The sequence below is a fragment of the Pleurocapsa sp. PCC 7319 genome (genome assembly GCF_000332195.1).
Lineage (GTDB): Bacteria > Cyanobacteriota > Cyanobacteriia > Cyanobacteriales > Xenococcaceae > Waterburya.
On record NZ_KB235922.1, the window covers coordinates 450,224 to 476,322 of the forward strand.

Below are 26,099 nucleotides of genomic sequence, written 5' to 3' on the forward strand. Positions count from 1 at the left end.
ACGAAACTCTAGCAGGGAAATTGCGTTAGCCTTTTTCTAGAAAGACTTGAGAGCTAGTCATTTTCTAGATTTTTATTTTTTCGACCGTTAAATAAGTAAAGAAACCCTTGGGGCAAGATATATAACTATGGCAAAAAGAACTTTTGGTGTAATTGGTTTAGCCGTGATGGGGGAAAATCTCGCCCTAAACGTAGAAAGTCGCGGTTTTCCTATTGCTGTCTATAACCGTACTGCTGCCAAAACCGAAAAATTTATGGCAGAAAGAGCGCAAGGCAAAGATATCAAAGCTGCTTATTCCTTAGAAGAATTTGTTCAGACTTTAGAACGTCCTCGCAATATTCTAGTGATGGTCAAAGCAGGAAAACCAGTAGATGCAGTTATCGATCAATTAAGACCCATGTTAGACAAAGGGGATACCATTATTGACGGTGGTAACTCTCTGTATGAAGATACTGAAAGACGAACCAAAGATTTAGAATCTACTGGGCTAGGTTTTGTCGGTATGGGGGTCAGTGGCGGCGAAGAAGGCGCACTTAATGGCCCTAGTTTGATGCCTGGTGGCACAGAAGCAGGTTATCGAGATTTAGAGCCAATCTTAACTAAAATTGCGGCACAGGTAGATGATGGTCCTTGTGTTACTTATATTGGCCCTGGTGGTGCAGGTCACTACGTCAAAATGGTTCACAATGGCATTGAGTATGGCGATATGCAGCTCATTGCTGAAGCCTATGACCTAATGAGAAATATCCTCGACTTATCTGGTCAAGAGTTACAAGAAGTATTTAGCCAGTGGAATCACACTGATGAACTAAATTCCTTCTTAATTGAGATCACTGCCGATATTTTCAGTAATAACGATCCTAAGACTCATAAACCTCTGGTAGATTCAATTCTCGATGCAGCAGGGCAAAAAGGAACAGGACGCTGGACTGTAGTAAGTTCTCTAGAGTTAGGCGTACCAATTCCCACTATTTATGCGGCAGTCAATGCTCGTGTAATGTCTGCCTATAAAGATGAAAGGGTGGCTGCATCAAAACAAATTACGGCGCCGACCGCCAAATATGAAGGCGACAAGCAAGAATTCATCAACAAAGTCAGAGATGCTCTTTACTGTTCTAAGATGTGTTCCTATGCTCAAGGAATGGCATTATTGAGCAAGGCTTCAAGTGAATTTAGCTTTAATCTTAATTTGCCGGAAATAGCCCGGATCTGGAAGGGAGGCTGTATTATTCAGGCTGGTTTCTTAGACAAGATTAAAAAAGCGTTTAATGAAAATCCTGATTTACCCAATCTTCTTCTAGCACCTGAATTTAAACAATCAATTTTAGATCGTCAGTCTGCTTGGCGTGAAGTTCTGACTACTGCTAATAGCATGGGGATCGCTGTTCCTGCTTTCAGTTCTTCTCTAGACTATTTTGATAGCTATCGTCGTGAAAGCTTACCGCAAAATCTAACTCAGGCACAAAGGGATTACTTTGGGGCCCATACTTATGAGCGAGTAGATCGTCCCAGAGGGGAGTTTTCTCATACTGAGTGGACTAAAGTTGCAGAGAAATCTTTGCAAACTGGCACTACAGACTAATTAATTTAGCTCTACCAAATGAGTTTGGTAGAGCGATCAATCTAACTTTTGCCTTCTAATAATATTTCTTCTGGCTCTTTTGTCTCTGTTTCAACTTGATTTGGATTTTGTCCTAACTGTTCCTTCAGCATCAGGTTGATAATTGAAGCCTTCTCTAATAACCCGATCGCTTCTCCTGCTTCTCCGATTACCACTAGTTCACGAGTGTTTTTGGTTTCAATTAATTTGGCAACTTCCAATAAAGAGGTATTGGCGGGGATAGTATCAACTTCAGGGATCGGTTTAACTATTTCGCTAATATAGGTTTCATTCCACTGAGAAGTAGGAATTTTTTTAAAATCTTCGGTTGCGATCTCACCCTTTAATAGTTGATTTTGATCCACAACTAAAAACTTTTTCCAACGCTCTTTACCAATGACATATTCATTCACAAATTCTCTGACGGTGAGATTATCATTAACAATAGGACTATCAGGGATCACTGCATCTTGAGCAGTATATTGACTCAATTTATCCTGTACTGTAGCGGATTGAGCCGCAAAACCAGCATTGCGTAATAAAAACACACCAATTAGTAAAGTCCAAATACTACCTATTTGACTAATACCTAATACGGATAGAAGACCCAGAGAAATTGCCAACCAACCGATTACCTGACCAACTCTTCCGGCAAAAATTATTCCTTTGTTAGGGTTGCCCGTAATTTTCCAAACAATAGATTTGAGGACGTTTCCACCATCTAGAGGTAATCCAGGAATCATATTGAAAACTGCCAAGATGAGATTAAGATATGCCACCAAAGAAACGATCGCCTTTAAGGGCAAACTAAGGGGCAGATTTCCCGCTATCAAACTAAAAGCAATAAAAAGTAACAGACTAACTACAGGTCCAGCGATCGCCACTAAAAATGCCTGTAAGGGGGTTTCTGATTCTTTTTCTAGAGTCGCCAAACCACCAAAGATAAATAGAGTAATCGATTTGACAGGAATTCCTTGGGCGATCGCGACAAAACTATGACCTAGTTCATGAGCTAATACCGAAGAAAATAACAACAGAGCAGCAACTAAACCCAAAAACCAGGGCATAATACCTGTTAATTCGGGGAAACTAGTTAAACTAGAGCCATAGCTCCAAGTAACTAAACCCAACACAAAAAACCACGAGGGGTTAATAAAAAATGGGATACCAAATAAATTACCGATCCGAATGTTGCCGTTCATGGCATGCTCCTGTCTAAATTGTGAAATATTATTTCTCATATTTAATGAGAGGTTTTATTTATTTTCGCTTGCTAATTGAATTATTAAAATTGTAACGAACCGTAAACTAGAATTGATCTATCTGTTGTATAGTAAAAACCGTCCCAAAAGTTACGGTAACAATTTGAGGCATCTTAGGCATAATAAATAATAGAGAGACTTCTAATTACTATGTCAGACATTACTCCACAATACCCTGAATCCTATAGTCAAGAAGATATTCAGCAGATTCTCCAGATTGCGATCGCCCGCCATAATACCGATGAGGAGTTGACACGACAACAATTGTGGGAAATTGCTGGTGAGCTAGACATTAGCAATTCCACAATCCAAGCTGCTGAAAAAGATTGGTTAGTAGGGAAGGCTGACGAGCATCAACGTCGTGCTTTTGATATCTATCGTCGTCAAAACTTCAAGCAGAAAGCTACTAAATTCGCGATCGTCAATATCTTTTTAATCTCCTTAAATTTAATCGCTGCTGGTACTCTTTCTTGGTCTTTATACATACTCTTATTTTGGGGATTAGGATTAGCTTTAAGCGGCTGGAAAGCTTATCAGTCCCATGGAGAAGCATACGAAAGAGCCTTTCAAAGATGGAGTTTCCAAAACGAAGTCAAACAAACAGTAGCGACGGTTTGGACTCGATTACAAAAAGCTTGGCAAATTTAATTGATAACAAATTTAAACTTATTTAATAAAAGAAAATATTTTATTCTGGGGTTAATACCCCAGTACTTTATTATTGCTATTATTGGTTTCCTAACCCCAAGAAATTTTTGAGCCAATCTAAGAAATTACCCACATCCTTGGTAGAAACTTTCAGCAAAGAAAGTAAACCTACCAAAATTAAAATTGTGCCAATCAGAAAGTTGTTTTCATATAAGACCAAACCAACTACGACTACAAAGTAGGGAGAGGCTATTCGGCTAATTTTTTCTACGGTGCTAACCAGTTCATTTTCTTCCTCTTCGATGTTAACGGTCTCAGTCTGTAGGAGCGTATCTTGAGGAGAAGTTGAATTGACATTATTAGCTGGTGGTGAATTAGCTGGTGGTGAGAGTTTGATGTCTTGAAGATCAGATGCTTTGGGCTTTTGTGGTTCACGAGGAGACTTGCCGAACATAATTCAAAATTATTTTTAGGTAAATTTATCTGTTATTTAAGATAGCTTGAGTTTAAGGTAGATCTACCAATTATCAATTTTTAATTAAGTAATCATTAGTAATTGGGAAAGTTTATGCCCATCCATCATCATCTTAGATTTAAGCAAGCTTTGATTTCTTGCACCAACCAAGCTGCTTCATCTTGTTTCAATGCACCTCCTAAATTGTAAATGCGCTCTTGCCCGCGTAATGCTACCTGAAAAATCGAGCCAGTACGCTGTACAAAAACATCCTCTATTTTTTGGCTCGAGCAAACTGTCCTACTATATTGTAAACCGAAAATTTTACTGAATATTTTAGTTGCATTTGTATCAAGATAAATTTCAGTTTTTGAACCCATTAGAAGTCCCAGTTGACCTAATATTATTAAGAAAAATATTGAAGATAACCCAGGAATAGCTACAGAAAATCCAAGAGAGAAACTAAATAACACAAAATAGCTAAGTAACCCAGCACAGCCATTATTAAAAATCTCATCAATTCTATTAAATCCACCGGCGGGGATTCTTATTTCTAATTGTCTTTGCCCCTTTTTTAACTCAATTAATGTAAAAGGTATAGGCTGTTGAATTGTTGTTCCCAAGACAGTTTTTCTTTCTGAAGTAAACGATGAGGTTTGGGGATGATACTCAAATTTTCCTGATACTAGGGCTTTTTTAGCCTCTGAGGCTTTTTGAAAGCGTTTTTCTACCGTTAATTCCGTTATTTTTTCGAGCCAATCAATAAAATTTGATTTTAGATTAATGCGATCGCGAAATTGAATTCGAGAGTCTTTTTGAGGTAAATCCGCAGGAGATTTTCCCGTTAATAAATGAATTAAAGTAGCCCCAAGGGCATATAAATCTGAAGCTTCAACCGCTCTTCCCCAAAACTGTTCCAAGGGGGCATAACCTACCGTCCCGACTACGGTAAACGTTACTCCTGTTACGGCAGCCTGAGCCTGAACTGCTCCAAAATCAATTAAATATATGCAATCATTCTGTCCCAGAATTAAATTACTAGGTTTGATATCTCGATGTAATACTGATGGTTTGAGTTGATGTAAGTAAATTAAAATATCCAGAGTTTGTTTGGCAATATTAAGTATTTCATCTTCGGTAAAATGATGGTTTTGTTCTAATGATTCTTGTAAAGACAAACCAGGAATATACTGTTGTACCAAAGCAAACCAAGGTACACCCTGCCCCAATTCTCGATCAAGGTCAAAATAATCATAATATTTAGGAATACGGGGATGATCGAGAGCTTTTAAAGTTTGAGCCTCCCTTTCAAAAAGCTTCAACTCTTCCCAACGCATTTGCGGATTAAATGCCAACAACTTAATCGCCACTGATTGTGTATTAGTCCGATCTATTGCCAACCAAGTTTGATGTCCTGCGGCAGTACGCCCTAATTGTCTTTGCAGTTGATATCTAGAGTGTAAAACTTGCCCCTCTTGAAATACCATATGATGGATAATACCTCACTCAAACAAGACCCTCAATATATTTATTTCAGTCTGAACTTTTTTGGTTGGGACTGACAACTAATTTCTGAGATCTTAAATATTTCTTATTCCAAGCCGCAATTCGAACTTCTAACCTCAACGCTAATACTTTATCAAGCTGATTTACTTAAGATCTTGATATATTCCTGGACAGTATGAGAAAAACCCATTTCTAAAGCTTCTGCTGTCAGTGCATGACCGATAGAAACTTCTAAGATATTAGGAATAGTGCAAAATTTAGCGAGATTATCAAGATTGAGATCGTGTCCAGCATTAACTCCCAGACCTAATTCTTGAGCTTTTTGGGCTGCATTGGCAAATTGTTGCCAAATAAATTCTAAATTCTGCTTTTCACGAAAAGCAGTTGCATAAGGCTCGGTATAGAGTTCGATCCGCTCTGCACCAGTAGCAGGAACAAGGCTAATTTGCTCAATATCAGCATCCATAAACAAACTAACTCGGCTACCAAGACTCTGTAATTCTTGAATAATTGGTTTTAAACGTTCTTGATCTTTCGTCAAATCCCAACCACTATCGGAGGTAAAGGTATCTGGTGTATCTGGCACCAAGGTACATTGAGTTGGTTTGACTTGGCGCACGATCTTCATAAAAGAAGCTTCTAAAGGATTACCCTCAATATTAAATTCCACCGCAGTTACTACTTCTTCCAAGTCGTAAACGTCACCAGGTCTAATATGTCTTTGATCCGGTCGAGGGTGAACTGTAATCCCCTTAGCACCTGCATCAATACATATCTGTGCCATCCTAGTAATACTGGGAATACCAATATTACGAGTATTTCTAAGTAAAGCTACTTTATTTAAATTGACGCTGAGATTAGTCATGAGGTTTAGTTACCTTAGTCTTCAATACCGAGATTGTGATGAGAGATGTAAAAAGCTTCAGATCGTTTTTGATGATAGCGAAATAATCTTTGGCGGGATTTTAAAGTTTCTCTAGCAATATATCTAAACCATTGATCTACATTCGTTCCCGACTGATAGCCATCCAGCAGAGCTTCTTCGGCAAGATCTAACAATATCTTTACTAAATCTGAGGCAGAAATTTCAAGATAACGATTATACTTATTTAATTCTTCCTGCCAATGAGGCAAAGTCTCATCTCCTACACCCATATTTCGAGCTAATTCAATGAGATCGTAATGATCGATATACCAAACATTTTTGTAATCCATATCAGGAAAGATATTAGCTTGACTGGCCAGAATATCTATGATTTGGATAATAATACTATTAATTTTATTTTGTTCAGCTAATGTATAGTGTTCTTTAACAACTGCTCGCAGCATCTGCGCCAATTCACTATATCTTTGTTGAGCAATAGTGCGGGCTTGCTGGTAATTTTGATCGGCTAAACAACAAAATTTATCGTGTTGAGTTTTGGGTAAATTACTATGTCTTTTTCTTGCTTTATATAATTGAGGATTATATGTTGTTTCAGATAATAGATTTGGTAGTAGTTTAAGTAATAACATAATAAATCACTAAATGCTAAATATTGGGGCTAATTAACAACTAAAAAATATTGATTTCTGTGCTTTTCCGTATTTATATTTCAAAATTATTACTTAAATAGCAAGCTTAAGAAATGATTTCGATCGCTTGATTGAAAGATTTAAATCTTTAGCCAAAATTATGATGGACAACAATACCCAATCAACTGTTATCTATCCCAATCTGGAGGCAGCAGCGGCAGCAGTATGCCAAAGATGGTGTCAAAAAAATAGCTATACTAACCCTTTTTATCAAAATGGTAGTTGGTGGGCATTTCCACCTCACGGAGTGATGCCTGTCAAAATTCACGATGTTATTAATCTAGACCATACTAAGGCTCGGCGAGTTCAAATACAGCACTATTCCATAACTCTTTCTATTGCTCTTCTTCCTGATGGCTGTATTGCCCCTCACAATCATCCTGAAGTATAAGTTGTGATTAATAGTGCGCTGGCAAATCCAATTGAAACCGTTTTTCGTGATCTAGCCATTCCAATTAGTTGACCTATGATGAGAGATTTTGTTAGACAGATAATTATCGTAGGGGCGAACGGCGGTTCGCCCTTACGGCTAACTGTTACCTGTAAAGGTTTGAAACACCAGGCAAAAATAAGTAAGAGAGCATGAGCATTCTTCTGTTTGGTCTACTCTCTTACTCTGATTACCAAATTAACCTGGCTCTTCTTCATATTCAGGAGCCTTTTGTTTTTCTGGAATATTTACTGGAGGAGGATTATATGGCTCTGGTTTGATGTCGTCATCCCAAACATCCTCTGTTATCGTTTCGTCGTATTGATACTCCTTGACCGGTGGCTGGGCTTCATATACTGGTGCATCATAAACCTCAGGCTCAGCATCTTCCCAATTGTTTTGTTCGTAATCTTCTTCATAAGGAATTGCCTCCGCCTGCTGTTTAATAGGAGGTGGTGCAACACGAGCTTCTTGCCATTCATCATCATCCCAACGTTCTTCCATTACAGGCTCTCTAGTGTCAACTGGAGTTGAAATTGGCGGACGAATAGGAGTTCCTGTTCCCAGTTGATTTTCAGCTTTAATAGTTTGGGGATAATACTCTTCTTGATCGCTTTCCCAAGGAGGACGACCAATACCCAGACGCTCTAAAAGACCTACAGAAATTTGCTCAATACGTTCTTCTGAACCCTCAAAAACAATTAACCGATTAGGACCGCTGCTAACTACTTCTTCAATAGACAGTTCATAGGTACTAATAAACTGCTCTGGTATTTGGGGAATTCCCAGAGAAGCAATAATAATAGAATTTATGGCTCCATTTTCCGCATCAAACTGAAAATCTCTGACTTTGCCCAGAGGTTCTCCTGCTTCGGTAATCACCTCACAATTAACTAGTTTGCTGTAGGCTTCTATGTCAATATCTTCGATAACATTCTCATCATCTACTAAAATTACGTCTCCAGTCTGACGAATGCTATCTAAATACATATACTTGGGGATACCAGAAACCGAAAGTAAGTTATCTCTTAGTCCCAAAGCTACAATTTCTCTGCGATCTATATCTACCAAGACCTCTTTAACCACTCCTAACCTTTTACCACTGTTACGAGCAATCACTTGAGTATTGATAAATTCAGAACGTAGATGTATGTTTTCAGTTGTCATTTTATTGTTTGATTAATGTAAGCTATTGCTTGCACTTGTTGCTTATATAGTAAGTCTAAAATGTGAATTATAAAAAGTAAAAACTGACTTCAGAGGTTCATACCAACTGTGTAAGCTTTATCAGAAATAATCATAAGTAAGCTGATTCACACTGGGTATCTAGTATTTTTCCTAAATCTAACTGCTCTACCTCTATTTCAAAATAATTTCATCATGATTACCACTATATAAATATATAGTTCATTTTAGCTAATCTGTGAGTATTTGACTTATTGGAGCATGAATAGAATGTTTTGGCAAGATGGCAGATTAGCAATCCTAGTCTATTTTCAAGATATTTCTGCAAAACAATCAAGATTAGCACCTAAATATTGAAATTGTAATTGACTTAGGCAATTAACTTATTCGTAGCTCAACATACTTGATGTAGTTCAAGACAATCAGGCTTTTTTATTTATTTGCTGATGTTATTTAGAAGTTGCAAATGGGTACTCTAAAAGTGTTACTGCTTTAGTAGCCTTGAGAGCGCATGAATCAACCGCATCCCATCAATATAGAAAAAGACAAACAGCAATTTTTTACTGCTAACTTAGATGATCTTTTGGAGCAACTATTTTCTTTAAAAGAGAATAGTTGTTTACAGATTATTTATAATCCCACTAATTTCTTTGTCCATTTCAATAGAGGAAAGCTTATTTATGCGACTAATTCTCTTGCTCCTTTTGAGAGATTAGAACGTCATTTACGTCGTCTAAGCAATCAGAACTCGAAGTTAAGCAATGAAGTTATTAAGCAACCGCGGTTAAGATTTAGAAACGATTTGCAAACATATACTCAATTTCCTTCTGATTATCAGGGAATTATCTGGCTCGCAGAACAAGGTTATCTTGATTCTCAAGAAGCTATAACCCTATTGAGAAGAATTACTAGAGAAGTATTTGAATCATTACTATGTCTACCAGACAATTGTCAGTATCGTTTTTTACCCAGATCACAACAGATTACAGAATTATGTCAATTTGACATCCAAGCTTATATTACACAGTGTGAGAAAAGGTTAGAGGCATGGCAGGCTTTTTCTGAAAAAATATGGTCTTCTTATCAGCGTCCATACTTGGTTACGGAAAAAACTAGAGCCATTGGCGATTTAACAGCCGAACAAAACCAAAATATTTGCCAATTATTGAAAGGTTTAAATTTTCGTCAAATCAGCGCGATTTTAGATCTTGATGAACTAGTAGTAGCTAAAATCTTGTACCCCTCTATGCTTGATAATACTATCGTGGTGCGAGATCCTAAGCCTCCCTTTAATCAACTGCCCAAATTACCTCCAAAAAAAGACCTTAATCTGACATTAGAATCCACCTGGCGTAGTGATGATAGTGGTTTTCAAGTCAATTCTAATAGTAAGCAAACTGTGCATGTATTAGAGAATAACTGGAATATCGCTTGTGTTGATGACAGTAAATTAATTCAAGATAATTTGGAACAAAACCTTGATCGAAACTTATTTTCTATTCTGAGGATTCAAGATTCTCTCAATGCTTTTTCTGAGTTAATTGAATTTAAACCAGATCTAATTTTGCTAGATGTTGATATGCCTAATCTCAATGGCTATGAATTGTGTTCATTACTGAGAAATCATCATAATTTTAAAACAACTCCAATCATTATGTTAGATGAGGCACAAGGATTAGTAAATTCAACCAGATTTAGAATAGCTGGGGCAACCGACAGCTTAGCTAAACCATTCAACCGCACTCAACTGCTCAATATGATTTTTAAGTATCTACATTAAAAATCATTCGTCCCAGATTACTTGTTGATTGAGTAATTCTTGAAAATTAGCTTTGCTGGGCAGAGAAGACTGAGCGCCATTTTTAGTAACAGCTAAAGCTCCGCCAACTGTACCCCACTGTACAGCCTCTCTTAAAGATTTGCCTGATGCCAAAGCAACTGCTAATGCACCATTAAAAGCGTCTCCTGCGGCTACTGTATCTACCACAGATACGGGAATAGGTTTTATCCAATAACTGTCTTCTTCGGTACTGTAGAATGACCCCCGATCGCCTAAAGTAATAATGACGTTTTTGACTCCCATCTGGTGCAGAACAGATGCTGCTTGTCTTGCCGTAGTGACACCATCTACAGTAAAACCAACTAATTGACTAGCTTCTACTTCATTAGGCGTGATGACATCTACTAGACTAAAGAGTTCTTCAGGTAAATTGGAGTTTACAGGGGCGGGGTCGAGTATTAAAAAGCAATCATGGGCTTTTGCTTCTCTAGCTGCGGTTAAAACCGTAGCAATTGGAACTCCCAACTCAAGCAACACAATTTCTGCTTGAGGAAGCAAATTTTTCAATTGTTCTATTTCTCGTTCTCGGACTAAATTATTGGCTCCCGCAGCACAGGCGATCGTATTTGCTCCTGTTTCGTCGACTACAATTGAAGCGATTCCAGAATAAGTACTCGAGTTTACTGTAATACCGCTAGTATTTACCCCTGCAGTTTCTAAACTTTCTATTAAGGTTTTGCCAAAGCTATCTTCGCCAATTTGACCAACTAAGCTGACAGGGATACCTAATTTAGCTATGGCTACTGCCTGATTCGCTGCTTTTCCCCCTGCTGCTGCAAAAAAACGATGACCAATTACGGTTTCTCCTTTTATGGGCAAACGAGGGACTTCTACCACTAAATCTAGATTGATACTGCCAAAGACAACTACGGTCATTATGCTTAATATTTGAATCTTTGATTCATTGATTATAAGGCTTAGAATTCAAACTATTGTTTGAGCATTGCCGATTAGTTGTCAACATCGTCTTGATTTTGCGTTCTAAAGATTGGCAATATCGACTTTTCCCCTAAGATTTCTCTTGATTATTTAGGTTTAATTTATATGACAATCAAGATTAGTTAAGGTTTGATTATTGGTTTTAACTCCAGAGATTTGAGCGGAGAGAACTACTGTACCTTGAGGATTAAGATACCAACCACGGGCTGGAGATGGTAATGTAGAGTGTTTTGGGGGTGTTGTATTTATACTTTCTGCCGGAGAGACACCATTATTAAATCTAACTAAAGATTCTCCGCTTAATGACTCTTGGGGGCGGGGTGGTAATCCACCCCTACCCGTAATGGTAAGAATGCTACTATCAGTTTTTCTCTCTAGGGGACAGGCGATCGCTATTGTTTCTTGTGCTTGGGTTGGTTGCTGAGGGAGATCGCCTACTTCTTGTAACTGAGGATCTGGCTCTAGGTTTTCAATATTTACTCCTCCATCTATTCCTAGTCTGGAACTAGCACTAATTTGACATTCTCGACAAACGAATAGTCCTTGGGTATTAATCTGAATATTGCCTCCGATTCCCATAAAGGAATCAGCAATAACTTCGCTACCTTCTAATATAACTAGATTATCGGCATCAATAGTTATATTGCCACCACCTTCTCTTCCTGCAGCTGTAGCAGTAATAGTACTGTTTCGGCGCAAAAAAACATTCTCTGCTGATAAACTAATATCTCCCCCTACATCCAACTGAGTTGCTGCGGAAATAGAACTCTGACGATCCAAAGATATTGAATCAGTATTAATTTCTATATGTCCCGCATTGCCCAAGCTAAGGCTTTGTACATCAATGTTAGCACCATTGGTGACATTTAATTCTGGGGTTTCAATGCTAATATTCCCTGAAGAACCAATCGACACCAAATTGGGATATTCAATTCTGCCAGAGCTGGCTAGTAAACCACCTCGATTAATACCTCTATCGGTACCTACGCCAACGCCAATTAATTCTATTGAATCAGTAGCCTTGATTGATAATTGTCCCCCATTTCCACCTCCTAAAGTTGCTGAGCCAAATTCGGCGCCATCACGAATAATTAATTTTCCCGTCAGGATGGATAGATTTCCTGCGTCAGATGAGCTAAAAGTAGTTGTGCTAATACCGCTAATCAACGCAGGATTGGCAGGAAGTCCTCTAGCTTCAATACCTCGAGCAGCTTGGATATTGATATTGCCTCCCAAACCTCCTTCAGTAATAGTAGTACCATCAGCAAGTAAGCCCCCCGTATCACTAACAATGACTGCGTCATCTATGGTTAAGTTATTGGTATTGATATCGATATCCCCTCCTGTTCCCGAACCAAGAAAGGTATTAGTATAGATTCCTGTTAAAATAATGCTATCAATTGGGCTATCTCTGAGTTCTATAAATTCAGCAGCAGTGATCTTGATATCTCCACCAGCAGCATCGCCAGCGGTTCCATTTGCTATGGTTCCTCCATCTGCGACTATTAGGCGTTGAGTTTCTAGATTAAAGTCTCCCGATATAGCTGTCTCGATACTGTTTGGTCCTCCCCCACCTTGTAATGCCGAGGCACTAATTTCGATATCGGTAGCATTGACATTGATGTCTCCTCCTGTCCCTGCGGTTAAAAGTGAACTAAAAAAAATCGCCCCTTCATTGAGACTTAAAGAATCCGTATCAATGTTTAAATTTCCCGATTTACCAGTGGCTAAAGTGCCAATAAAAATCCCTGTACCACTTGTTTGTTGCAAAGTTCCATTTAAAACACCAGTCTGAAAATTCTGTTGAAATTCCTCAAATCCCATACCAGTCATATTGATATTTGATGCCAGTATGTTGATCTCTCCGCCATCACCCGCACCAAAAGTTGTGTTGGAAATGAAAGACTGATCGCTGATACTTAAGTTATCTGTCTCGATATTGATTACGCCACCTTGACCGCTAGCTTCAGTGCTAACTTCATTAAGTATCTGAGAGCCTGAGATTACTCCATCTTCCTTTTCACCCTGAAGAGATAATGATTCGGAAGCCCTAATGGTAATATCTGCTCCTGGTGAATCTCCTAAAGTAGGTGCTGTAATCTGCGATCGCTCTAAGGTGATATTTTTACCTTGTACTTGGATGCCCCCATCGGAATTATGAATTGAGTTCGGATTTTCTACAGAAGATTCGGATAATAAATGAAGATCGGCTAGCTGGGTGACTGCTTCATATCCCAATTGCCAACCCGCAGTTATATTAGTAATACTTACTTCTCCTGCGGCAACGCTACCAAGCTCAATTCTTCCTGATTCGGCAGTTACCACTCCACTGTTAAAAGTAATGCCATTTCCCACTAAAGCTAAGGTATTGCCGGGAGTTATAGCCAAGCTAGGATGAGCATCAAAATCCGAACCAATATTTTCTGTCCCTGTTACCTGAATCGCTCCCGAATTTTGCCCCAATTGCAAGCCAACGGGAACACTGATGGTTAGTACAGGTTCTACTGGCGCATTGGCGGCGCTAAATACCGTACCATCTTCAAAAATTACGCTTTCAGCGGTACTACCTAAAAACGAGCCACCAATATCTAGGCTGGCATTAGCTCCAAAATTAATCCCGCCGGGATTAATTAAAATTAAGTTAGTATGACCATTAGCTCTAATTAACCCATCGATATTAGAAATATTACCTCCCGTAACTCGACCGACAATGTTGCTAATATCCGAGGAATTATTAAAAAAGGCAGTAGTACCAGTTTCTACGGAAAAGTCTTGAAAACTATGAAATAGATTACTATCTGCTCTTGTTCCCCCGCTAATTTCAGTTTCATGATCGACAGTATTAACTTCTGTCCCGACAGTGCCATCGCTGGTAATTTGTGCTTTTAGAGGACTACTATTAACTAAACTCCAGCCTGTCAAACTACCAATAAGCAAAACCCCAGAAGGGATTTGTGATAGTGCCAACTTTTTACCTTGATTCTGAAGATCTCGCGCAACACACCGATAAAACTGGTTACGTAGCGTCTCTAAAGAGTAATCGCCGTGGGATTGATGCTCTGTGCGCCACATCTGAGCGATTCTCTGGAAACTCTCCTTGATTAACATCTTCATAAAAATATTATGCTGTTTGTATTTTAAAGAACTACAGCCTAAGTAACTTTAAAATTACAATCTGCTTTATTTAGATGAATTCAATGGTTGACAGCAATTGCCAAATTCCTTCCAGTAACGTAATTTGCTAATTTATAGTCACTGTAATTACGATAAAATATTGCGCTCAATTCTAATTACTCATCCTATCATTTTGCTAGTAATAAACCGCTCTTTTTGGAAGTATTAATTTCCTAGCCAAAGTCTCTCCGCTTAAGTTCGGAGTTAGTAACCTATCTTCACTAACTTTTTTCACTAAAATGCTGTGATAGCCAATATGATTAATAGCTGATTACAATGCGATCAACTAAACGTATTTTTACTGCTAAACTTTATGACTCAGATTATGACTTCAGCCCTTTTGTCAGTCGCCAATCTTAGAGTTGCCTATCCCCGCCAATCTCAGCAAGAGACGATCTGGGCTGTGGATAATGTCTCCTTTGATCTTAAGCCTGGGGAAAAAATGGGGTTAGTCGGAGAGTCTGGTTGCGGTAAGTCCACCATCGGTCGAGCAATTATGCGTCTTTTACCAGAAGGTAGTCAGGTAGAAGGCACAACAGTTTTTCAAGATAAATCAGTTTTTGAATTAAATCAGACAGAATTACGTCAATTTCGCGGCGAAGTAGTGGCACTGGTATTTCAAGATCCGATGACACGGTTAGATCCCTTAATGACTATTGGCGATCACTGTTTGGAAACCTTAAAAGCTCATCAGCCTCAGTTATCTAGATCTGCTGCCAAAAAATTAGCGATTGAAACCTTAGATACAGTTAAAATACCTGCAAATCGCTGGGGGCAATATCCTCATGAATTTAGTGGCGGAATGCGTCAACGAGTGGCGATCGCTCTGGCCTTATTACTCAATCCGAAAATAATTGTCGCTGATGAACCGACAACTAGCCTAGATGTTACGGTTTCGGCGGAAATTCTCGATGAATTAACTAGGCTATGTAGCGAAAGAGAAATGGCGTTGTTGTTAATTTCCCATGACTTAGCCATGATCGGCGAATATTGCGATCGCATTGCTGTCATGTATCAAGGCAAAATGGTCGAGACAGGTCAGGTTAAATCGATTCTTTACCAGCCCAAGCATGAATATACAAAATCTTTGTTAAATGCGGCGCTACTCCTGCAAGCAGTAGAAGATAAACCAGAAGATAGTAGTAGTGAAACTGCCCCAATTCTGAAGGTCAAAAATTTACAACAGCATTTTACTCTAGAGACAAATTTCATCCAGCAATTATTTTCTGCGGAAAAAGCGACGGTAATTAAAGCAGTAGATGATATTAGTTTTGATTTATATCCTGGAGAAATCTTAGGTTTAGTAGGAGAATCTGGTTGTGGCAAAAGTACTCTGTCTCGGACAATTTTGCAGTTGCTAAAACCTACAGAGGGGAAAGTAGCATTTTTAGGACAGGATTTGACTACTCTGTCTCCTCAGGCAATGCGTAGTCAGCGGCGACAATTACAGATGGTATTTCAAGATCCTCTCGCTTGTCTCAATCCTCTAATGAAGGTTGGAGATAGTATTGCCGATCCTTTATTGATTCATAAATTGGCTACTACCGCAGAAGCAAAACAGCAAGTGGCAACCATGCTCAATAAAGTGGGCTTAACTCCTGTCGAAAAATATTATCAACGCTATCCCAAAGAATTATCAGGAGGGCAACAACAAAGAGTGGCGATCGCTCGTGCCTTAATTACTAAGCCCAAACTAGTAATCTGTGATGAGCCGGTGAGTATGCTCGATGCGACCGTGCAAACTCAGGTATTAGAACTAATGTTAGCTTTAAAAGAGGAATTTAACCTAACTTATTTATTTATTACTCACGATCTTTGGGTAGCCCGTTTCTTTTGCGATCGCATCGCCGTGATGAATGCAGGTAAAATTGTTGAACTAGATACTACGGAAAAAATATTTACCCAAGCACAACATCCTTACACCCAGAAATTGCTATCAGCCGCACCATTATTGGCATCTTGAGAATATTGAATTCAATTAAATCTAGTTAAGATGAGTTGTGTTGGCAAATCAAGGATGCAAATAGTTAGAATACATGGAGTTGTTCATAATACAAAAACTGTAATATTTTCTTTTTAGGTTTTTACTTAGAATAATATCAATTTGGAAAATATCAGAGACACATAATATTTCGTAGGGGCGAACCGCCGTTCGCCCCTACAAACAATCTGTCTTATATTAAAAACTGAAATGATATAATTTGTATCCTCATCATCACGAAGAAGCATACTGTTGCCATGAATAAATCTTCTCTGCTAATTTCCTTCATTGGCATAGCTGCAAGTTTCAACTTAGTTCAGCCTGAGATAGCTATTGCCTTGGAACGGTCAGAAATATCAGCTTTGGCTAAACAGTATACAGTTCTCATTGATGGAGAAGAAACAGGTTCGGGGGCAATTATCGAACGGGATGGCAATACTTACACTGTATTAACAAATTGGCACGTGGTCGATACCCCAGGTGAATACGAGATAGTTACTCCCGATAAGGAAAAGTATCAAGTTGATTACAATCAAATTCGTTATCTTCCAGATATCGATGTAGCAATAGTCAAATTTAATAGCGATCAAAACTATACAGTTGCTGAATTAGGCAATTCTGACGAGATTGTTGAGGGAAATACCATATACGTAGCAGCTTATCCTGATACTTTTCCCGGTGTTCCCCAGCGGATTTATTTATTCTTCAGTACCGAAGTCAATGGGAAATTATCGGAGGCAGAGCAAGGTTACACGCTCCTTTATGCTCAATCGGGTACGCCAGGAACCTCTGGAGGACCTTTAGTAGATGAGAATGGACGTGTAGTAGGAATCAATGGCAAAGCTAGCTGGGAAGTAAGTACAGGTAATTCATTTGGTTTAGGAATTCCCTTGCAATTGTATGTTAGCGAACAAGAGAATTTATCCCCACCAAGTGGCGTAAAACCCCAAGAAGATCTTGTCAGTCAGGGCAAGAAGAAGGCTAAAGAAGGTGATTACCGTGGAGCAATTGACCAGTATAATCAGGCAATAGAAAATGAAGCTAATAATCGCGATGCCTATCTACAAAGAGGCAAGGCATATTTTTATTTACAAGACTATCAAGCAGCTCAAGAAGATGCTGAAAGAATATTACGCGAGAACAACAATGATGCTTATGCCTATTTAATTCTAGGTGAAGTTTTTTTGGCACAAAAAGAGTACCAAAAAGCCTTAACCAATCTCGATCAAGCACTCGAACTCGATCCTAACTTAGAGGCTATAGTTTATTCAGATCGAGGTGTTGTTTATTATGAATTGCAAGATTACCAACAAGCCTTAAGCAATCTTGATCGGGCAATCAAGCTTAATCCTGACTTGACACTGGCATATAGCAACCGATGTGCAATCCATAGATGGTTTCAAAAGTTTGAAAAGGCTCTTGACGATTGTAATCAAGCAATTGAGATCGATCCTAATTTTGCTCTTCCTTATTCTAATCGAGGTACGCTCTACTACTCCCTAGGTAGAGATAATCAAAAAGCTTTAGCTGATATCAATGAAGCAATTCGGCTCGATCCTGATTTAGTTGAACCTTACTTTACTCGGAGTTTAATTTACAGCGATCTCCAAGAGTACCAAAAAGCTTTAGCCGATCTTAACCAGACAATTGAACTTAACCCTAACCTGCAAAAGGGCTATTTTACTCGCAGTCTTGTTTATAGCAAGCTCAAAGAATATGACCAAGCCTTAGCTGATGCTAACAAGTCAATCGAACTTAATCCTAATCTCTTTGCCGGCTATAACAATCGTGGTCGAGTTTACTTAAAGTTAGAAGAATATCAAAAAGCACTCCAGGATCTTAACCAGGCAATTGAACTCAACCCTAGCAATTTTGAAGCCTATCAAATTCGCAGTTTAGTTTACTCTCGGCTAAAAGACTATGACCAAGCCTTAGCTGATACCGACAAGGCAGTTAGTCTTATTCCCGATCGCCCGGAGGCTTATTACTATCGAGGTCTTATTTATCATCGTCAAAAAAACTATCAACTAGCTTTAGCGGAATACGAACAAGCATTAACTAAAGGTGAAAAAGCCACTCCAGCTATTGGTAATATCGGTTTAGTTAAGTACGAACAGGGAGAAACAGAAGCAGCTATACAACAGTGGCAATCTGCCATTGCAATTAACAATAAGAAAGCAGAAGCGCAAATGGCAATGGCAGCAGCTCTTTATGCTCAAGGAGATAAAAGTAGTGCCTTCAAAATGGCCGAATCCGCTTTAGGTATAGATAAAGACCTCGCAGACTTAGAATATCTGAGAAACAATCTGTGGGGTAAAAAACTAGTAGCTGATGCCCAGAAACTATTAACAGCTCCTCAAATGGAGCAATTTACCTTAAAAAGCTTTAAGCTCTAAGCCTTAAGCTATAAGCTCTAAAGTTTACGCTTGGTAAACGGCTAACAGTGAGACAGTTCGTTGGCGGTGAAGCAGGGCGTTGGCGGGGTTCCCCCGCTTGAAGCCACTGCTGAACCCTTTAGGGGGTACGATGCGGCCATACGCCTGGCCTTTGTCCCGCTTAAAGCGATGAAGTGTGGTCTTGGGGGTTTCCCCCATGAACAACTTCATCAAGAAGAAACTGTCGAACCCGAAGGGCTTATAGCTATCGGGTTTAATGCCCCCAGCAGACGAAGTTTGGTGGTCTACAATTAGGAGAGGTTAAAGCCTCTTCTAATTGGCTTACAGCTTACAGCTTACAGCTTATAGCTGCGGCTCTGCCGCTTTACTAGTAATACTAGTGCCAAGAATGATTAATTGCTCTAAATTGCTTCCATTTCATCATCGAATTCTGAGCTTGTTGATAATAATGAGAATCTAAAGGTACTAGTGCTGCTGCTTTAATTGCTTGCTGATAATCTCCTTGAGCAGCACGATGATTGGCAATCAGATATATTTGTTTACTCCATTGTCTAATTAAGTTTTGGGCTTCAAGATGTTCTGCTACTCCTGGAGATATTTGTCTTAAAATCTTAATTGCTTGATTGTAGGATGAAGCATAATTGGGGTTAATTATTTTTTTAGCCGTTGCTAAGTAATTTTGGTGAAGATTCTGTCTTTTCGCTCTCAGTTGCCAATACAAAACTGATTCTGCTGCTTTCTGAGCAATAAATTTAGTAGAGGGTTCATCTTGAGGAATAAGATTAGCAGCAGCGATCGCGCCGGCAAAGTCTTCTCGGTTAGCTCTTCCTTGAGCAATATCTAAAATTACCTCACTCCAACGAAGAATATCAGCTTGTGCCTGCTGGTAATGAGGAGAATATGGTTCAATTGCTCTGGCTTTTCTAATTGCCCGATTAAAAGAGGAGGCCTGATCACTATGCAAATGATTTCTGGCACTATCAGGGAGACTCATTACCTGATGGGAATTCAATTCAATATAGATTTTTGCTTTCTCTAATAAGTTACTGGCAGGAGTAGATGCTTGAAACAAAATGGGCAGCATCAGTATGCTACTACCTATCAATAACAACCAACGCCACCAAAATCTTCTCTGTGCTCCAGTCTGGTAAGACATGGGTTGGATAACCCAATCCTCTGTTGGGTTGCCACGAAAATAAAAATTATCAGAAGATTTAGCGACTATTTGCTCACCCAACATATTTAGCGGAGATGCTGGTGAACGAACAAAATTAGGTAGCCTAATATTAGTCTCCAAGTTGATCGCTTTCGCCACTGGCGATTGTGAAGAATCAACATCCTTAATTTTAAAAGATTTAATTTTCACGCCAATAGGCAGAGGATAAATTTTGTTTGTTTTTTTCTGGCTAGATGGAGTAGGAAAGAGAAGAACTGGTTTTTGAGAGATGTTCAATGTTCCTTCACAGTTTTGCATATCAAAAAATTCCCACTCCAAAAACAAACTAGATTAAGATGAAAAATCTACCAAAAAATTCTCTGATTTTGGTAAATATGATGATGTGGGGACTCGAGGAAAACGGACTTTGCTTACTAAATAATTCATACTTGAATCATGGAATGACACCATAACAATCTTTCGCTTTTATAGTCTACTAGCTTTAACGAATTGTATTGTCAACAATTGTTAAGGACATTTATTAAGGACATTGAGAGCGGGAGCCTATCCCCAGAAATTAATGCCAGTACCAAAAATTTAGTTTAACTAAAAATTGAAATGATATTACTTGGTTAATTCTCTCGATCTGTTATCTCAGGTAATTAAACTATCTGATTATCAACACCTAAAAGATTTGAAACCTAGGCTCAATAAGCGATTCGACTATTGGTTACTATGGAACTAGTCAATTAAAAGCTGAAAGCTATAAGCTTTAGGCTGACAGCTTTTTTAAGTAATAATATACAGATGGACAATCAAACCTTATAGCCAGATCTTGAGAAAAGTGACAGAAGCAAAAAGCTACAAAGAAACCGTAAATCTGCCCCAAACAGAATTTAACATGCGGGCAAATGCCGTGCAACGTGAACCAGAATTGCAGCAATTTTGGGCAGAAAACGAAATTTACGAACAACTGTCACAGAATAATACTAAAGAGTCTTTTATTCTTCACGATGGTCCTCCATACGCTAATGGATCGTTGCACATGGGTCATGCCCTGAATAAAGTACTGAAGGATATTATTAATAAATATAAGCTATTACAAGGGCACAAAACTGAATATATTCCCGGTTGGGATTGTCATGGGCTACCGATTGAACTAAAAGTTTTACAGAAAATAAAATCTAAAGAGAGAAAAGAATTAACTCCCCTGAAGTTAAGAAAAAAAGCCCAAGAATTTGCTCTCAATGCTAAACAGGAACAATGTGAGAACTTTAAACGCTATGGCGTGTGGGGAGATTGGAAACATCCTTACCTTACTCTGACTCCTGAATACGAAGCGGCACAAATCGATGTCTTTGGACAAATGGTCTTGAAAGGACACATTTATCGTGGTTTAAAGCCGGTTCACTGGAGTCCTAGTTCTCGTACGGCACTGGCTGAAGCAGAATTGGAATATCCTGAAGGACATACTTCTCCTAGTATTTATGTTGCTTTTCCTGTCAGCAAATTAGGTGAAGGCGCAGCAGAATTAGAACCATATCTACCTAATTTGAACGTAGCTATCTGGACTACTACTCCCTGGACTATCCCAGGTAACTTAGCTGTGGCTGTTAATGGAGAATTAGAATATGCGATCGCCCAGACAGATGATTCAAAATACCTAATTGTTGCCAAGGATTTAGTCGAGAAATTAGCAGAAACTCTATCGACCGATTTAACCGTTAAAACTACTGTATTAGGTAAAGCTTTAGAGAATACAATATATCGCCATCCTCTATTTGATCGAGAAAGTAAAGTGGTTATGGGTGGTGACTATATTACTACTGAATCTGGTACGGGATTAGTACATACTGCCCCTGGACATGGACAGGAAGACTATATCACAGGACAGAAGTATGGCTTGCCAATTCTTTCTCCTGTGGATGACAGTGGGAAATTTACTGAGGAAGCAGGGCAGTTTGCAGGATTACAAGTAGTAGCTAAAGGTAATGAGAAAGTCAGTGTGGGTAATCAGGCAATCATCGATGCTTTACAGGAAGCTGGTGCCTTACTCAAACACGAAGAATATGCCCATAAATATCCCTATGACTGGCGTACAAACAAACCCACTATTTTCCGTGCCACCGAACAGTGGTTTGCTTCAGTAGAAGGATTTCGCGATCAAGCATTAAAGGAGATCGCCGGTGTAACTTGGATTCCTGCCCAAGGAGAAAAGCGCATTACACCAATGGTAAGCGATCGCTCTGACTGGTGTATCTCTCGTCAGCGTAGTTGGGGCGTACCGATTCCTGTATTTTATGATCGAGAAACTAACGAGCCACTTTTAACGGAAGAGACGATTAACCATGTGAAGACAATTATTGCGGAAAAAGGTTCTGATGCTTGGTGGGAGCTATCGGTGGAGGAATTATTGCCTGAGTCTTATCGCAACAATGGACATAGCTATCGCAAGGGAACAGATACGATGGATGTCTGGTTTGATTCCGGTTCCTCTTGGGCAGCCGTAGTTAAAGGGAGAAACTTAAAATATCCAGTCGATATGTATCTCGAAGGATCAGATCAACATCGTGGCTGGTTTCAATCTAGTTTGCTAACCAGTGTTGCCTCTAACGGGATTGCCCCCTACAAAACTGTCTTAACTCATGGTTATGTAGTTGATGAACAAGGCTTCAAAATGAGTAAGTCTAAGGGAAATGGCATCGATCCTCAAGTAATTATCGAAGGTGGTAAAAATAAGAAACAAGAACCTCCTTACGGCGCAGATGTACTACGTCTGTGGGTATCTTCTGTAGATTATTCTTCAGATGTTCGCATCGGTAAAAATATTATTAAGCAAACTGCCGATAACTACCGCAAGGTTCGTAATACTGCCCGTTTCTTGCTGGGCAACTTACATGATTTTGATCCTAGTAAAGATGCAATAGCTTATGCAGACTTGCCAGAGTTAGATAAATATATTCTGCATCGCATGACAGAGGTTTTTGCTGAAGTTTCCTCCGCTTATGAAAGCTATCAATTCTTTCGCTTCTTTCAGGCGATCCAAAACTTCTGTGTCGTTGATTTATCTAACTTCTATTTAGATATCGCTAAAGACAGATTATATATCAGTAGTCTTAATTCTTTTCGTCGTCGTAGCTGTCAGACAGTATTAGCGATCGCCATTGAAAATTTAGCCAAAGCGATCGCTCCTGTACTGTGTCACATGGCAGAAGATATCTGGCAAGCTTTACCCTACGATACTGGTTATAAATCTGTGTTTGAATCTGGTTGGGTAGAAACAAAAGAAGAATGGCACGTAGGGGCGTTTGGCGAAAAGCCCTCACAATGGGATACAATACGTCATCTTCGGGATGAAGTTAACAAAGTGATGGAACAGGCAAGAACAGCTAAAGCGATCGGTTCTTCTCTCGATGCGAAAGTATTGCTTCATATCCCCGATGTTGAATTCAAAGAAAAACTGGCTGCTTATAACTCTTCTGATACCATCAGCGAAAAAAATGTAGATGAACTGCGTTATTTTTTCCTCGCCTCCCAAGTAGAGTTAGTAGATTCTATAGGTGATTCTGAATACATTAGTGAATCAGATATGGTGACTATTGCCGTAGTTAAAGCTGATGGGGAAAAATGCGAAAGATGCTGGAATTATTCTCTTTCTGTAGGCAGTTTTGCTGACGATCCGACAATTTGCGATCGGTGTGAGGCAGCATTGAAAGGCGAATTTTAATTCTTGTTAGCGGTAGGGGTAATCTATAAATTATCCCTATTAAAATGAATAGAAAATTATAGATTTAAGCATTTTACTGGTAAATAACACTATCGTATTGATTAGCTAATGGTAACTACTACCAAAAAACTGATAACAGAAACTTGGGTGACTGCCACCTGGAATGAATATCTGGAAAATATTAAACATCCCAATTGTGAAAAAGCTAAAGGATATTATCACAATGGTAAATACAGAATTGAGATGACCCCAGTCAGTAATGAGCACTCACAAGACCATTCTATAATTAATCATGCAATTTACTTGTACGCTACTCTCAAAGGTATTCCTCTTACGGGGAAAGATAATTGGGGTGAGCGAAATTTACGGTGGCAAAACTTTATTTTCGCGTTGTTTAAGTAACAAGTAACAAGTAACAAGTAACAAGTAACAAGTAACAAGTAACGAATAGCTTTGTGCCGTTACTCGTTACTCTTTACTCTTTACTCAAAGCGACTAAGATTGTTTAATTCCCACGCCTTTTTTCGTTCACCCAGATAATTGCAGTTATCGTCAAGTTGGCTTGAGAGAATTTCAACCCGATCTTTCGTGCTATGTAGGAGATAAAGCTAATGTAATTCCCTGGGGAGTGGGAATAGTTAATTTAGATGAATATCCAGTACCAGATTTAGTAATTGAAGTTTCCAATAGCTTTCTATCTGATGATCTCGGAGAGAAAAGATTGCTATACGAAGATTTGCAGGTATCTGAATATTGGGTGATTGACGTGCAAAATGTAAGGGCGATCGCCTTTGCTATCGAAAATGGCGGAAGCAGAAGAATTTCAGTTTCTCAAGTTCTAGCGGGATTGAAAATCGAGATTCTAACTGAGGCATTACAGCGCAGTAGGAAAAATAACCACACAGAAGTAGGAGCATGGTTAATGAAACAGTTTAATCAGTGAATGCAATTCGCTATTATGCTAAATATTAACTCTGAAGAGATTTATGGGTCGCCTGGGATTCGAACCCAGAACCAATCGGTTAAAAGCCGAGTACTCTACCGTTGAGCTAGCGACCCTCACATTCAAAAGCTTCTTGCCTTTGCTTGCACGAGTAATCATCTTACCACGACTTTAAAAAAAAGATCACTATGTTAATTGATCAAAGCTTTTTCTTTTTTAAGCACAGCTTTTTGCAATGATGGAGATAGCCAAGAATAATATTGTGAATATACCGGTAAACGTGGTTTTAATTTCCAGCCTGCAGGTTGTAATATTTTATCCAATGATTCATATGTAGGATGAGCATAGTCTGGATTGACTTCATCCTTGGGGCTAATTCCTCCCAGATCAGTAGCCCCAGCTTCCAAACACTCCAAAAGAAAATTTGATTCTGGTACTAAATTTGGCGGAATCTGAATCGAAATACTCTCTGGCAATATTTTTCTGGCTTGAGTAATGATTCCGGGTAAATGCTCAGGGTTAAAACTAGGAAAATTTGATTCTTGATGAGTTCCTAAGCTATGAGGTTGCAAAATTACTTCTTGAATATGACCCCATCGTTGTTGAATTATGGCGATCGCCTTTAAGGACTCTGCGATATCGTTACTTGTTTCTCCAATTCCTAATAAGATTCCAGTTGTAAATGGAATCTTAAGCTTTCCTGCCCATTCCAATTGTCGTAAACGTACCTCTGGCTGCTTACTAGGTGCATGCTTATGCACTGTTTCCAAAAATTTGGGACTCAACTGTTCCAACATTAAACCCATCGAAACATTAACTTGTTTCAATCGATTCATTTCGTCCCAACTCAATGGTCCAACATTTGTATGGGGTAAAAAGCCTAGAGATAAAGATAATTCGCATATCTGATGAATTTTTGTAAACCATTTTTCTCTATCAGCAGATGAAGGATGAACTTCACCACTTAAAACCAACATCTCAGCAATTCTATTACTATCAAGCTTTTGTAGTCTATCAAGGGCATCCTGTAGGGATAAAAAAGAACCTTTTCCTGGATCAACACGAAAGTTACAGTAACTACATCGATTAAAACATTCATAGGTAGGAACTATTGTATAGGCAGGACTGTAGCTGATTACAGAGGTCATATATCAATAATAAATATTACTTATAGTTTGTATAAGATAATATTTTATTAAAATCATTTACAAAACTAAAAACATACTTTATACTTATTAGTGTTAGTTCAATACGAACCTCGACAATTAAATATTTAGCAATTA

At 38.8% G+C, this 26,099-nt stretch carries 20 protein-coding genes and 1 tRNA gene; 10 read left to right on the top strand and 11 right to left on the bottom strand.

Translation table 11 applies throughout. The annotated features are described in order from the left end of the window. Positions 1 to 127 precede the first annotated feature (127 nt). Positions 128 to 1,582 carry a decarboxylating NADP(+)-dependent phosphogluconate dehydrogenase gene (gene gnd, locus PLEUR7319_RS0106225; RefSeq protein WP_019504344.1) on the top strand — a complete coding sequence of 485 codons (1,455 nt, stop codon included), beginning with the start codon at positions 128 to 130 and terminating at the stop codon, positions 1,580 to 1,582. Between the two features lie 41 nt (positions 1,583 to 1,623). Here the strand turns inward: gnd and PLEUR7319_RS0106230 are convergent, their stop codons facing one another. Beyond that, positions 1,624 to 2,802, bottom strand: coding sequence for a site-2 protease family protein (locus tag PLEUR7319_RS0106230; protein WP_036798745.1), 1,179 nt, complete (start codon positions 2,800 to 2,802; stop codon positions 1,624 to 1,626). A gap of 210 nt (positions 2,803 to 3,012) precedes the next feature. On the opposite strand from PLEUR7319_RS0106230, the gene PLEUR7319_RS0106235 reads away from it, so the two are divergent. Beyond that, entirely contained in the window at positions 3,013 to 3,510 is a 498-nt protein-coding gene (locus tag PLEUR7319_RS0106235; RefSeq protein WP_019504346.1) for a 2TM domain-containing protein, read from the top strand. Between the two features lie 79 nt (positions 3,511 to 3,589). Here PLEUR7319_RS0106235 and PLEUR7319_RS0106240 read toward each other — a convergent pair whose 3' ends face one another. The 4 genes from PLEUR7319_RS0106240 to PLEUR7319_RS34455 form a co-directional block, all read right to left on the bottom strand. Further along, complete coding sequence (locus PLEUR7319_RS0106240; RefSeq protein WP_019504347.1) at positions 3,590 to 3,964, bottom strand: hypothetical protein; 375 nt, start codon at positions 3,962 to 3,964, stop codon at positions 3,590 to 3,592. Between the two features lie 128 nt (positions 3,965 to 4,092). Then, on the bottom strand, positions 4,093 to 5,451 hold the full coding sequence (locus tag PLEUR7319_RS0106245; RefSeq protein ID WP_019504348.1) for a serine/threonine-protein kinase: 1,359 nt from the start codon (positions 5,449 to 5,451) through the stop codon (positions 4,093 to 4,095). A gap of 152 nt (positions 5,452 to 5,603) precedes the next feature. Continuing rightward, entirely contained in the window at positions 5,604 to 6,335 is a 732-nt protein-coding gene (locus PLEUR7319_RS0106250; protein ID WP_019504349.1) for a pyridoxine 5'-phosphate synthase, read from the bottom strand. Between the two features lie 14 nt (positions 6,336 to 6,349). Then, positions 6,350 to 6,985 (bottom strand): hypothetical protein, encoded by a 636-nt coding sequence (locus tag PLEUR7319_RS34455; protein WP_019504350.1) that lies wholly within the window; start codon positions 6,983 to 6,985, stop codon positions 6,350 to 6,352. Between the two features lie 160 nt (positions 6,986 to 7,145). Here PLEUR7319_RS34455 and PLEUR7319_RS34460 point away from each other — a divergent pair, with 160 nt between their 5' ends. After that, the gene (locus PLEUR7319_RS34460; RefSeq protein WP_144054259.1) at positions 7,146 to 7,436 is read left to right on the top strand and encodes a hypothetical protein; all 291 of its coding nucleotides are present in this window, start codon (positions 7,146 to 7,148) and stop codon (positions 7,434 to 7,436) included. Positions 7,437 to 7,673: 237 nt separating this feature from the next. On the opposite strand, the gene PLEUR7319_RS0106265 is transcribed toward PLEUR7319_RS34460, so the two are convergent. Continuing rightward, positions 7,674 to 8,642, bottom strand: coding sequence for a PRC-barrel domain-containing protein (locus tag PLEUR7319_RS0106265; protein WP_019504352.1), 969 nt, complete (start codon positions 8,640 to 8,642; stop codon positions 7,674 to 7,676). 529 nt (positions 8,643 to 9,171) lie between these two features. Here PLEUR7319_RS0106265 and PLEUR7319_RS0106275 point away from each other — a divergent pair. After that, positions 9,172 to 10,440 (top strand): response regulator, encoded by a 1,269-nt coding sequence (locus PLEUR7319_RS0106275; RefSeq protein ID WP_019504353.1) that lies wholly within the window; start codon positions 9,172 to 9,174, stop codon positions 10,438 to 10,440. A 3-nt stretch (positions 10,441 to 10,443) separates the two neighbouring features. On the opposite strand, the gene rbsK is transcribed toward PLEUR7319_RS0106275, so the two are convergent. After that, positions 10,444 to 11,376 (bottom strand): ribokinase, encoded by a 933-nt coding sequence (rbsK, locus tag PLEUR7319_RS0106280; RefSeq protein WP_019504354.1) that lies wholly within the window; start codon positions 11,374 to 11,376, stop codon positions 10,444 to 10,446. Positions 11,377 to 11,535: 159 nt separating this feature from the next. Continuing rightward, positions 11,536 to 14,553, bottom strand: a complete 3,018-nt coding sequence (locus PLEUR7319_RS34465) for a filamentous hemagglutinin N-terminal domain-containing protein (RefSeq protein WP_083892455.1) — start codon at positions 14,551 to 14,553, stop codon at positions 11,536 to 11,538. Between the two features lie 385 nt (positions 14,554 to 14,938). Here PLEUR7319_RS34465 and PLEUR7319_RS0106290 point away from each other — a divergent pair, with 385 nt between their 5' ends. From PLEUR7319_RS0106290 to PLEUR7319_RS43070, 3 genes are all read left to right on the top strand, one after another. Further along, entirely contained in the window at positions 14,939 to 16,576 is a 1,638-nt protein-coding gene (locus PLEUR7319_RS0106290; RefSeq protein WP_026102346.1) for an ABC transporter ATP-binding protein, read from the top strand. A 275-nt stretch (positions 16,577 to 16,851) separates the two neighbouring features. Beyond that, on the top strand, positions 16,852 to 18,990 hold the full coding sequence (locus PLEUR7319_RS37860) for a serine protease (protein WP_019504357.1): 2,139 nt from the start codon (positions 16,852 to 16,854) through the stop codon (positions 18,988 to 18,990). Positions 18,991 to 19,158: 168 nt separating this feature from the next. Next, positions 19,159 to 19,284 carry a hypothetical protein gene (locus tag PLEUR7319_RS43070; protein WP_256380626.1) on the top strand — a complete coding sequence of 42 codons (126 nt, stop codon included), beginning with the start codon at positions 19,159 to 19,161 and terminating at the stop codon, positions 19,282 to 19,284. Positions 19,285 to 19,366: 82 nt separating this feature from the next. Here PLEUR7319_RS43070 and PLEUR7319_RS37865 read toward each other — a convergent pair whose 3' ends face one another. Further along, positions 19,367 to 20,464: a hypothetical protein gene (locus tag PLEUR7319_RS37865; protein ID WP_019504359.1), complete on the bottom strand. Its 1,098-nt coding sequence runs from the start codon at positions 20,462 to 20,464 to the stop codon at positions 19,367 to 19,369. Between the two features lie 526 nt (positions 20,465 to 20,990). Between PLEUR7319_RS37865 and ileS the strand changes: the two genes are divergently transcribed. The 3 genes from ileS (at position 20,991) to PLEUR7319_RS34485 (ending at position 24,816) form a co-directional block, all read left to right on the top strand. Further along, the gene (ileS, locus tag PLEUR7319_RS0106310; RefSeq protein ID WP_019504360.1) at positions 20,991 to 23,873 is read left to right on the top strand and encodes an isoleucine--tRNA ligase; all 2,883 of its coding nucleotides are present in this window, start codon (positions 20,991 to 20,993) and stop codon (positions 23,871 to 23,873) included. 108 nt (positions 23,874 to 23,981) lie between these two features. After that, positions 23,982 to 24,275 carry a hypothetical protein gene (locus PLEUR7319_RS34480; RefSeq protein ID WP_051044400.1) on the top strand — a complete coding sequence of 98 codons (294 nt, stop codon included), beginning with the start codon at positions 23,982 to 23,984 and terminating at the stop codon, positions 24,273 to 24,275. Positions 24,276 to 24,435: 160 nt separating this feature from the next. Next, positions 24,436 to 24,816 carry a Uma2 family endonuclease gene (locus tag PLEUR7319_RS34485; RefSeq protein ID WP_051044402.1) on the top strand — a complete coding sequence of 127 codons (381 nt, stop codon included), beginning with the start codon at positions 24,436 to 24,438 and terminating at the stop codon, positions 24,814 to 24,816. A gap of 44 nt (positions 24,817 to 24,860) precedes the next feature. Here the strand turns inward: PLEUR7319_RS34485 and PLEUR7319_RS0106320 are convergent. Both PLEUR7319_RS0106320 and cofG read right to left on the bottom strand, forming a co-directional pair. After that, positions 24,861 to 24,932, bottom strand: a tRNA-Lys gene (locus tag PLEUR7319_RS0106320). A 75-nt stretch (positions 24,933 to 25,007) separates the two neighbouring features. Then, on the bottom strand, positions 25,008 to 25,964 hold the full coding sequence (cofG, locus tag PLEUR7319_RS0106325) for a 7,8-didemethyl-8-hydroxy-5-deazariboflavin synthase subunit CofG (RefSeq protein WP_019504361.1): 957 nt from the start codon (positions 25,962 to 25,964) through the stop codon (positions 25,008 to 25,010). Positions 25,965 to 26,099 lie beyond the last annotated feature (135 nt).

Bases quoted from the DNA above. Each gene is read 5' to 3' on its own strand.
- PLEUR7319_RS37860 (WP_019504357.1), top strand. From the start codon at position 16,852: ATGAATAAATCTTCTCTGCTAATTTCCTTCATTGGCATAGCTGCAAGT.
- PLEUR7319_RS0106290 (WP_026102346.1), top strand. From the start codon at position 14,939: ATGACTTCAGCCCTTTTGTCAGTCGCCAATCTTAGAGTTGCCTATCCC.
- PLEUR7319_RS0106235 (WP_019504346.1), top strand. From the start codon at position 3,013: ATGTCAGACATTACTCCACAATACCCTGAATCCTATAGTCAAGAAGAT.
- cofG (WP_019504361.1), bottom strand. From the start codon at position 25,964: ATGACCTCTGTAATCAGCTACAGTCCTGCCTATACAATAGTTCCTACC.
- PLEUR7319_RS0106250 (WP_019504349.1), bottom strand. From the start codon at position 6,335: ATGACTAATCTCAGCGTCAATTTAAATAAAGTAGCTTTACTTAGAAAT.
- PLEUR7319_RS0106275 (WP_019504353.1), top strand. From the start codon at position 9,172: ATGAATCAACCGCATCCCATCAATATAGAAAAAGACAAACAGCAATTT.
- PLEUR7319_RS0106265 (WP_019504352.1), bottom strand. From the start codon at position 8,642: ATGACAACTGAAAACATACATCTACGTTCTGAATTTATCAATACTCAA.
- rbsK (WP_019504354.1), bottom strand. From the start codon at position 11,376: ATGACCGTAGTTGTCTTTGGCAGTATCAATCTAGATTTAGTGGTAGAA.
- PLEUR7319_RS34480 (WP_051044400.1), top strand. From the start codon at position 23,982: ATGGTAACTACTACCAAAAAACTGATAACAGAAACTTGGGTGACTGCC.
- PLEUR7319_RS34460 (WP_144054259.1), top strand. From the start codon at position 7,146: ATGATGGACAACAATACCCAATCAACTGTTATCTATCCCAATCTGGAG.
- PLEUR7319_RS34455 (WP_019504350.1), bottom strand. From the start codon at position 6,985: ATGTTATTACTTAAACTACTACCAAATCTATTATCTGAAACAACATAT.
- PLEUR7319_RS37865 (WP_019504359.1), bottom strand. From the start codon at position 20,464: ATGCAAAACTGTGAAGGAACATTGAACATCTCTCAAAAACCAGTTCTT.
- PLEUR7319_RS34465 (WP_083892455.1), bottom strand. From the start codon at position 14,553: ATGAAGATGTTAATCAAGGAGAGTTTCCAGAGAATCGCTCAGATGTGG.
- gnd (WP_019504344.1), top strand. From the start codon at position 128: ATGGCAAAAAGAACTTTTGGTGTAATTGGTTTAGCCGTGATGGGGGAA.
- PLEUR7319_RS0106240 (WP_019504347.1), bottom strand. From the start codon at position 3,964: ATGTTCGGCAAGTCTCCTCGTGAACCACAAAAGCCCAAAGCATCTGAT.
- PLEUR7319_RS0106230 (WP_036798745.1), bottom strand. From the start codon at position 2,802: ATGAACGGCAACATTCGGATCGGTAATTTATTTGGTATCCCATTTTTT.
- PLEUR7319_RS43070 (WP_256380626.1), top strand. From the start codon at position 19,159: ATGAAGTGTGGTCTTGGGGGTTTCCCCCATGAACAACTTCATCAAGAA.
- PLEUR7319_RS0106245 (WP_019504348.1), bottom strand. From the start codon at position 5,451: ATGGTATTTCAAGAGGGGCAAGTTTTACACTCTAGATATCAACTGCAA.